Source organism: Shewanella sp. 6_MG-2023 (assembly GCF_030547195.1).
Taxonomy (GTDB): Bacteria; Pseudomonadota; Gammaproteobacteria; order Enterobacterales; family Shewanellaceae; genus Shewanella.
Genome location: NZ_JAUOQU010000009.1, coordinates 132,751 through 139,858, shown reverse-complemented (window position 1 = coordinate 139,858; position 7,108 = coordinate 132,751). Strand labels below are relative to the sequence as shown.

Sequence of the window (7,108 nt, the reverse complement as noted above, 5' to 3'; positions counted from 1 at the left end):
GCTTTATTCAAAGGTGCGGTGGGGGCGTTGCCTGCATTAACAGATTATTGTGAGCATTTAGACCTAAAACGACGACAAGGTGCAGCTAACTGTCAGCGCTGGTTGTGCGCTTAATACACCATTTCTTAATTTCAAATAAAAGCATTTCCCACTTTTTTCTGCTGGATTGAATTTAGTTTATGAGTTAATTTTGGCGATTAATGATGAAATATTCAGTCCTTTGACAGGGATCGTCCATCAGTAAATAAATGTAGGTGTTGGCAACTCAAAACGAAAGGCGATATGTTATAACTTCAAAATAATGGGTGGCTTTGTTAATTATTGTTAATTAATTTTTGGTGATTAATGATGAAGTATTTAGTCCTTTGGCTGGAATAATCACATCAGTTAATGAATGTAGGTGTTAGCAACTCAAATCGAAAGGCGTTATGTTATAACTTCTAAATAATGGGTGGCTTTTTAATTAACAATGGGTGGCTTTTTAATTAATTAATGGGTGGCTTTTTAATTAATTAGATTTTAGCAACTCACTTGCGTGTTGTTGACTGGCTTGGCTGGCGTTTAGAAATAAAGAAACGGCCTTGCAGTGAACAAGGCCGTGAAGTTAAATCAGAGAAATGTGTGTTAGCTGATGATTAGTAGTAGGCAAAAAAGTTAATCCACAAGGCATTTACGATATCGATAAAGAAACCACAGACCAGCGGTAAAATAATAAAGGCCCGATGGGCGGCGCCGTGTTGTTGGGTTACAGCCGTCATGTTCACGATGGCTGTTGCCGTGGAGCCTAATGTCACCCCCCCAAAGCCGGCACAAATCACCGCAGCTTCGTAATCTTTACCCATGGCTCGAAACACCACAAAAATCGTGTAAAGCACCGACATCAGTACTTGTAGACCAATGATCACGAGGATGTAGAAGAAGCTGCCTTCTAGCTCCCATACCTTTAAGCCCATTAAGGCCATGGTTAAGAACATGCCTAAACAAATATCTTGAATTAATGTCAGGCCTTTTTCACCATCACGTACATTATTTAATAATTTAGTACTGTTCTTTCGTAATACGTAAATCTTTAAGCTGTTCCCAATAAGGATACCGGCTAACAAGCAGGCCACAAACATGGGTAATTTTAAACCTAGATCGGTTAAGGCTGCATTGATGAAATGCCCCCCGATAAGGGATAAATTTAAGAATAACCAAGCCCTTAAAACACCAAAGTAATCAACTTGTAGCCCTTTGTCACCGTCTTTGTGAGTGGTACCTATATCCAGTTCGCTATCATGGTTACCGGTTAGTTTATGGCGTTTCATTAAATAAGCAGCAATGGGACCGCCAACCGAACACGCTGCAATTAAGCCTAAGGTATTGGACGCAAGTCCTAGCTCTAAGGCATTGGCAATACCCAAATCGTTAACAAAGGTTGGGCCCCACGCCATTGCGGTGCCAACTCCCCCAGTGAGTGAAATTGAGCCAGACATTAAACCCGCCTTGGGGTCAAAGCCAAATAGCGTGGCAACACTGATGCCTAACAGGTTTTGCAAAAAAATGTATAAACCGGCAAGCAGCAATAGTACTAATAAAGGTTTCCCCCCCTTGATAAGGGTGGCAAAGTCGGCTTTTAGGCCAATCCCCGCAAAAAAGTAGAGCAATAGTATATCGGCCACGTCTAGTTCAAATTGAACTTGGATATTAAAGGCGTAATACAAAATACCGACGATACTGGCGCAGAAAAAGCCGCCAACGACTGGCTCTGGAATACTATACTTTTGCAATACAGCACTTTTGGAAATGATGAATTTCCCCATAAATAAAGCAGTGATAGCCAAAGTAAAAGCCAGAAAGGCTTGCACTGGGACCAGTTGCTTAGCTGCTTCATGAATTACATTTGGTTCCATTGGAGAGTTTATCCTTGTCAAAAAAAGGTCGATTGTACTCAATTTTACTGAGTTAGCCCAATCGGGTTACTGTATTCTAGATTGTCTGGCTAAAAGGGCAAAGGAGTAACAGTGACGAGTTATGCATATTCCTCTGCATACACTGAGCTTTACACTTGTATGGCTGATAATGCATTGCGGGCTTATTTTGTGATTGTGTTAACAATAACATGGCCATATATGGACGCTCCCGGTGAGTCAAGACAATAGTCTGCCTACCGAAGGCTTTTGACCTTGGTTTTCTTCTAAACTATTCACACTTGCTGTTGTTATTGATGTCACTCATGTACCGCTTAAAGTGGTTGTACTGCCATATATACGGGCTTAACAGTGTAGCTGTGCCCCTAATGAATTCCGTACCACTGCGCCGTTTAATTGTGAAACACCCATTCGGATTAAGTTCATCCTTGGCCTTTTCTGGCTTACATTGGTTGGACTGAGCCATTACTTCATCGTTTACAACAACCCTGGTGAGTTATTAATGTGCTATCTTGCCACTCATATCACCCACTCGGGTTAAATACCCTTGGCCAGACCGAGCTGTGCAAGATAGCGACAACGGTTTTAACATGCAACATGATAGGCACCATACTGAGGCTGATACGGGGTTTTGTTTTTGCGGTAATATCCACATCAACCTTGCTAAGCGATGGGCTGTAGCCACCACAGTACAACACATGGTTTTTCGAGTCCTAAGCTGGTTTATCCACATGCTTAAGTCATCTTGTTTTTTGCTTGCGTGGCTAACGACGGTTCTTGCGCCGTGTATCAGTTGCTTACGCAGATAGCCGTCACCTCGCTTGGTTATTCCTGAATGGACGCTTTTAGTACCTGAAGCAAATTGTTTTGGGGTTAACCCCAACCAGACAGCCAGTTCTTTTGGGCTATTAAAGGCTTGACCTGAGCCGATTGAAGCCGCAAAAGCGGAAGCGATAATAGGTCCTACAGCTGGAATGCTGAGTAAAATACTGCCATTAGGATCTTGCATGGCAAGTTGTTCTATCAGTGAGTTAATTTGTTTCAGACGTTTGGTCAATACTTGATACTCGTCCCAGAAATCATTCGCCATCAGCTTAATTAACGGGCGTTGATGGTCATCATTCATAATGTCCCACATTGCCAGCTCAAACGCGCTATAGCCTTGAGGGAAGCAGATGCCAAAATCAACTAATACGCCACGAATTTGATTTGTACAGGCGGTTCTTTGTCGAACTAAGCGCTCTCTGACTCGATGAAGCATTAATACTTCCAGTTGCTCTTCTGTTTTTACAGGGACAAAGCGAATATGGGGTCTCAAACTGGCTTCAAAAATAGCCATGACATCATTTTTGTCGTTTTTATTGCCACGCACAAAAGGAGTCACATGCTGTGGGGGGATGAGTTTGACGTGATGCCCCATACTGTTGAATTTTCTTCCCCAGTAATGTGCAGAATAACAAGCTTCAAATATCACATCACAAGGCGGTTGAAGCTGCATGAACTCGACAAGTTGAATACGGTTAAGTCGTTTATTAAAAAGCTGTTTAGCGTGTACATCCATGCCGAGAACGTTGAAGACATTTTTTGCCAAATCGATAGCAATAGTGGTAACTTTCATAGTGGACGCTCCTTATGTAACTGAATGGTTCAACATCAGTTTGGCGCATTGACGCCGGAATAGGGAGCGTCCATCTCATCACCCATTTTAATTGGCTATTGTATTTTACGCTGAGGTAGGTGCAGTAATTCTCGGTGGAATTAGGAGAAGATGACAAAATAAAAAGGTATTAATGCCACTGCATTAATACCTTTTTGTTGCTTTAACCCTAACGCTTGTCAGCGTTGGCACTGAAGCCTATTAAAGCTTAACCATCAATTTGCCTTTGTTGGCACCAGAGAAGAATAAGTTCAATCCGTCAATTGATGACTCTAAGCCATTAAGTACGTGGGCGCGGTGTTTGATTTTACCTTGCAGTACATAAGGGGTGAGCTTAGCCAATAAGCTTGGCACTTCACCAAAGTGATCTGGCATTGTGAAGCCTTGAATCGTGAGGCGTCTTTTTAAAATGTTCATCCAGCTAGGGCCAGGTGCTGGTGTTTGGCTGCTGTAGTCAGCAATTAAACCACAAACCATGACACGGCCATGTGGGTTCATTTTATCGATAATTAGGCTTTGGATTGGGCCTGCGGTATTTTCAAAGAATAAGTCGATGCCATTTGGGGCACATTGTGCAAGTTTGGCTTCAAGATCATCGGTTTTGTAGTTAATGGCTGAATCAAAACCAAGTTCATTGACAATCCAATCTGCTTTTTCATCACTACCAACTACCCCAATAACCGTTAGGCCATCTGCTTTAGCAAGTTGACCAACAATTGAGCCAACAGACCCCGCAGCGCCGGTAACAATAATGGTTTCGCCAGCTTTGGGCTTACCGACATTAAATAGGCCTTGAGTGGCGGTTAATCCCGGTAGCGCAAATACAGACAGTATTGCTTCGTCTGGTAATGGCGCATCAACTTTGTTTAAGCCTTGACCATTACTGTGAAAATATTCTTGCCAGCCCATCATGCCCATCACGCGATCGCCAACTTTAAAATCGGGGTGATGGCTTTCAACGACTTCACCGACACCGCTACTGCGCATTACTTCACCTAAGTTCACTGGCGGAATATAGCTGTCAGTATCAGGTTGCATCCAACCAAACATGGCAGGGTCTAATGACATATGATTTTGTTTTACTAAAATCTCGCCTGGGTTCACGGTTGGCATTGGCTTTTGTACCACTTCAAAAATATCAGCGGTGATTGGGCCACCTTGTGGACGCTTTACTAAGTTGATGGCGGTAAATGTGCTCATTGTTGTTCCTTGTCTTTATTTTTATCAATTTTGCTATTGAATGCATTATTGCTTTTCTTTTTGATAAGATATAGTAGCTAAAAAGCGATACTTTATTGCTTTAAAAACAATAATGAGGCTTTGATGGATCAATTACGGGCGCTTAAATATTTTGTGAAAGTGGTGGAGTTAGGCAGCTTTACCCAAGCGGCTAAGGCTTTTTCTGTACCGGCATCATCATTATCAAGACGGGTTGCAGATCTTGAAAACTCCCTTGGGGCGACGTTATTAAAGCGTTCAACCCGCGCCGTCAGTTTGACTGAGATTGGCCGAGAATATTATCAGCAAGTATCAAGCTTGCTAAATCAGCTTGAACAAAGCAATGAGGCGGTGAGAAGTTATCAAACTGAACCTATGGGGAAATTACGCATTAGTGCCATGGTTGGCTTTGGCCGTGAACAGCTGCTGCCATTGATGGATGAGTTCTCAAGGTTATATCCCAAAGTGATTTTAGATATTGAGCTCAGCGATGAACTGTCGTCTGTTGGACGTGATGATGTGGATATTGCCATTCGTGGTGGTTATGCCCCTAATGATCGCGTAGTGGCGATAAGGTTAATGGACAACCAGTTTGTACCAGCAGCGACCCAGCAGTATCTAGCGGACTATGGCGTACCTTTACACCCAAATGAGCTTAAACAACATAAAGGCTTATATTATCGCTCGCCAAAAGGCCGCGTGCCGTGGCTAAGTAAAATTAATGGCCAGTGGCATGATGTATCAGCCCCTGTTGAGGCGATCAGTAATGCTGGTGAGTGGTTAATCGATAAAGCGCTGCAACATCAAGGCATAGTGATGATGCCGCGCTGGGTGCTAGCACCATTTTTTGAATCTAATCAGCTGACTGAATTACAGTTTGAGCCGCCATTATCAGCCAGTCAAAGTAATGATTTCGGGGTATATCTTATTTATCAAAAGCAGCGCTATCATGTCCCTAAGGTCAAAGCGGCGGTAGATTTTTTAGTGGCTAGGATTAAACACGCTAAATAACTTAGTTTATGTAATATTCAAAGCAGCTAGCATGTTTAAATATTGGCTGTTATGACAGTGTCTACATCAAGAGTATCATTAGTAATGATTGCAACACCAACAATAGTAACCACAAGGCTGACGCTCCGCGCTTTTCAAGCCGATGATTTAGCGGCATTTGTAGCTTATCGAGCCGATCCTGTGATTGCGAAATATCAAAGCTGGGATGATTATCAGCTCGAAGATGCCAAGGCGCTGTTTACCAGTATGGATTATGGTTTGTTTGGTGTTGCTGGTAACTGGTTTCAGCTAGCTATTGTCGATAAAAGCCAACAGCTAGTAGGCGATGTAGCAGTGCATTTTGTCGACGATATGCAGATGGAGCTTGGTTTTACCATAGCGAGAGAGTATCAGCAGCAAGGTTTTGCTACTGAAGCACTGGCAGCAGTGATTGATTATTTGTTTGTCAGCTTAAACAAACATCGCATAACGGCGATAACTGATGCCGAGAACCTAGCATCAATAGCGTTACTAGAAAGGCTTGGATTTCGAAAAGAGGCCCATTACTTAAAGAATATATTTTTTAAAGGGAAGTGGAGCGATGAGTGCGGCTTTGCACTGTTGCAACAGGAGTATTTTCAGCAGTCTTAATAACGGTATTTATCACAATCGTTATTGTTGTCGCTATCGGTAGAGTGTGGTCGATAACTCAAATCTAAACCTGAGCTTTAAAAGCAAAAAGTCAGCACAAAGCTGACTTTTTTATTGGTAATTCGATTTTACTCACTAGGGCGAACAGTTGTGTGATTAGTTTCTTTTATTCCATTTAAATAAAATCGAGTACTTCCATAAGCTCTTAATCACAAAGAAACCGATAAAGGCAAATATTGCACCGAGTATAATGCAACCCAGTAAAAATGGCGGCCCTACGGTACTGATAGAGCTTTCAACCCATTGCCAGCTGGCTTCAAAATTGAAATGAGCAGTGTTATGGCCAAGAATTTTTGCTCCTAAAATATAGGCAGCATAAAACATAAATGGCATGGTAAACGGGTTTGTTATCCAAACTAATGCCACTGCCAATGGGATATTGACGTTAAAAAATATCGCCATGCCTGCAGCAATAACCATTTGAAAAGGAAATGGTAACCAAGCGACAAATAAGCCCACCGCAAAGGACCCCGGAGCCGATTTTCGGTTGAGGGTCCATAAATTTGGTTTATCCAGCAAACCACCAAAAATACGTAAATATTTATTGTTACGTAAAGTCTCAGGCTTCGGCATAAATTTTTGTAATAATTTTTTTGGCATATATGCGATTACTGTCTTTAAT

Annotated in this window: 5 protein-coding genes and 2 pseudogenes; 3 read left to right on the top strand and 4 right to left on the bottom strand. The window is 42.2% G+C overall.

Going from position 1 to position 7,108, the window contains the following annotated elements; all coding sequences use genetic code 11:
- Positions 1–114 (top strand): annotated as a pseudogene (locus Q4533_RS07685) (transposase); the annotation flags it as partial.
- Positions 115–635: 521 nt separating this feature from the next.
- On the opposite strand, the gene gltS reads toward Q4533_RS07685, so the two are convergent.
- From gltS to Q4533_RS07670, 3 genes and pseudogenes are all read right to left on the bottom strand, one after another.
- The gene (gltS, locus tag Q4533_RS07680) at positions 636–1,892 is read right to left on the bottom strand and encodes a sodium/glutamate symporter (protein ID WP_076537419.1); all 1,257 of its coding nucleotides are present in this window, start codon (positions 1,890–1,892) and stop codon (positions 636–638) included.
- 603 nt (positions 1,893–2,495) lie between these two features.
- Positions 2,496–3,528 (bottom strand): annotated as a pseudogene (locus Q4533_RS07675) (IS110 family transposase).
- A gap of 240 nt (positions 3,529–3,768) precedes the next feature.
- Positions 3,769–4,767, bottom strand: coding sequence for an NADP-dependent oxidoreductase (locus Q4533_RS07670; RefSeq protein WP_076537421.1), 999 nt, complete (start codon positions 4,765–4,767; stop codon positions 3,769–3,771).
- 123 nt (positions 4,768–4,890) lie between these two features.
- On the opposite strand from Q4533_RS07670, the gene Q4533_RS07665 reads away from it, so the two are divergent.
- Together Q4533_RS07665 and Q4533_RS07660 are read left to right on the top strand one after the other, a co-directional pair.
- A complete protein-coding gene (locus Q4533_RS07665; RefSeq protein ID WP_303502541.1) occupies positions 4,891–5,796 on the top strand; it encodes a LysR family transcriptional regulator in 906 nt (301 codons plus the stop codon).
- An 84-nt stretch (positions 5,797–5,880) separates the two neighbouring features.
- Entirely contained in the window at positions 5,881–6,426 is a 546-nt protein-coding gene (locus Q4533_RS07660; protein ID WP_303502540.1) for a GNAT family N-acetyltransferase, read from the top strand.
- 156 nt (positions 6,427–6,582) lie between these two features.
- On the opposite strand, the gene Q4533_RS07655 is transcribed toward Q4533_RS07660, so the two are convergent.
- Positions 6,583–7,086 (bottom strand): DUF2062 domain-containing protein, encoded by a 504-nt coding sequence (locus tag Q4533_RS07655; protein ID WP_303502539.1) that lies wholly within the window; start codon positions 7,084–7,086, stop codon positions 6,583–6,585.
- Between the last annotated feature and the right edge of the window lie 22 nt (positions 7,087–7,108).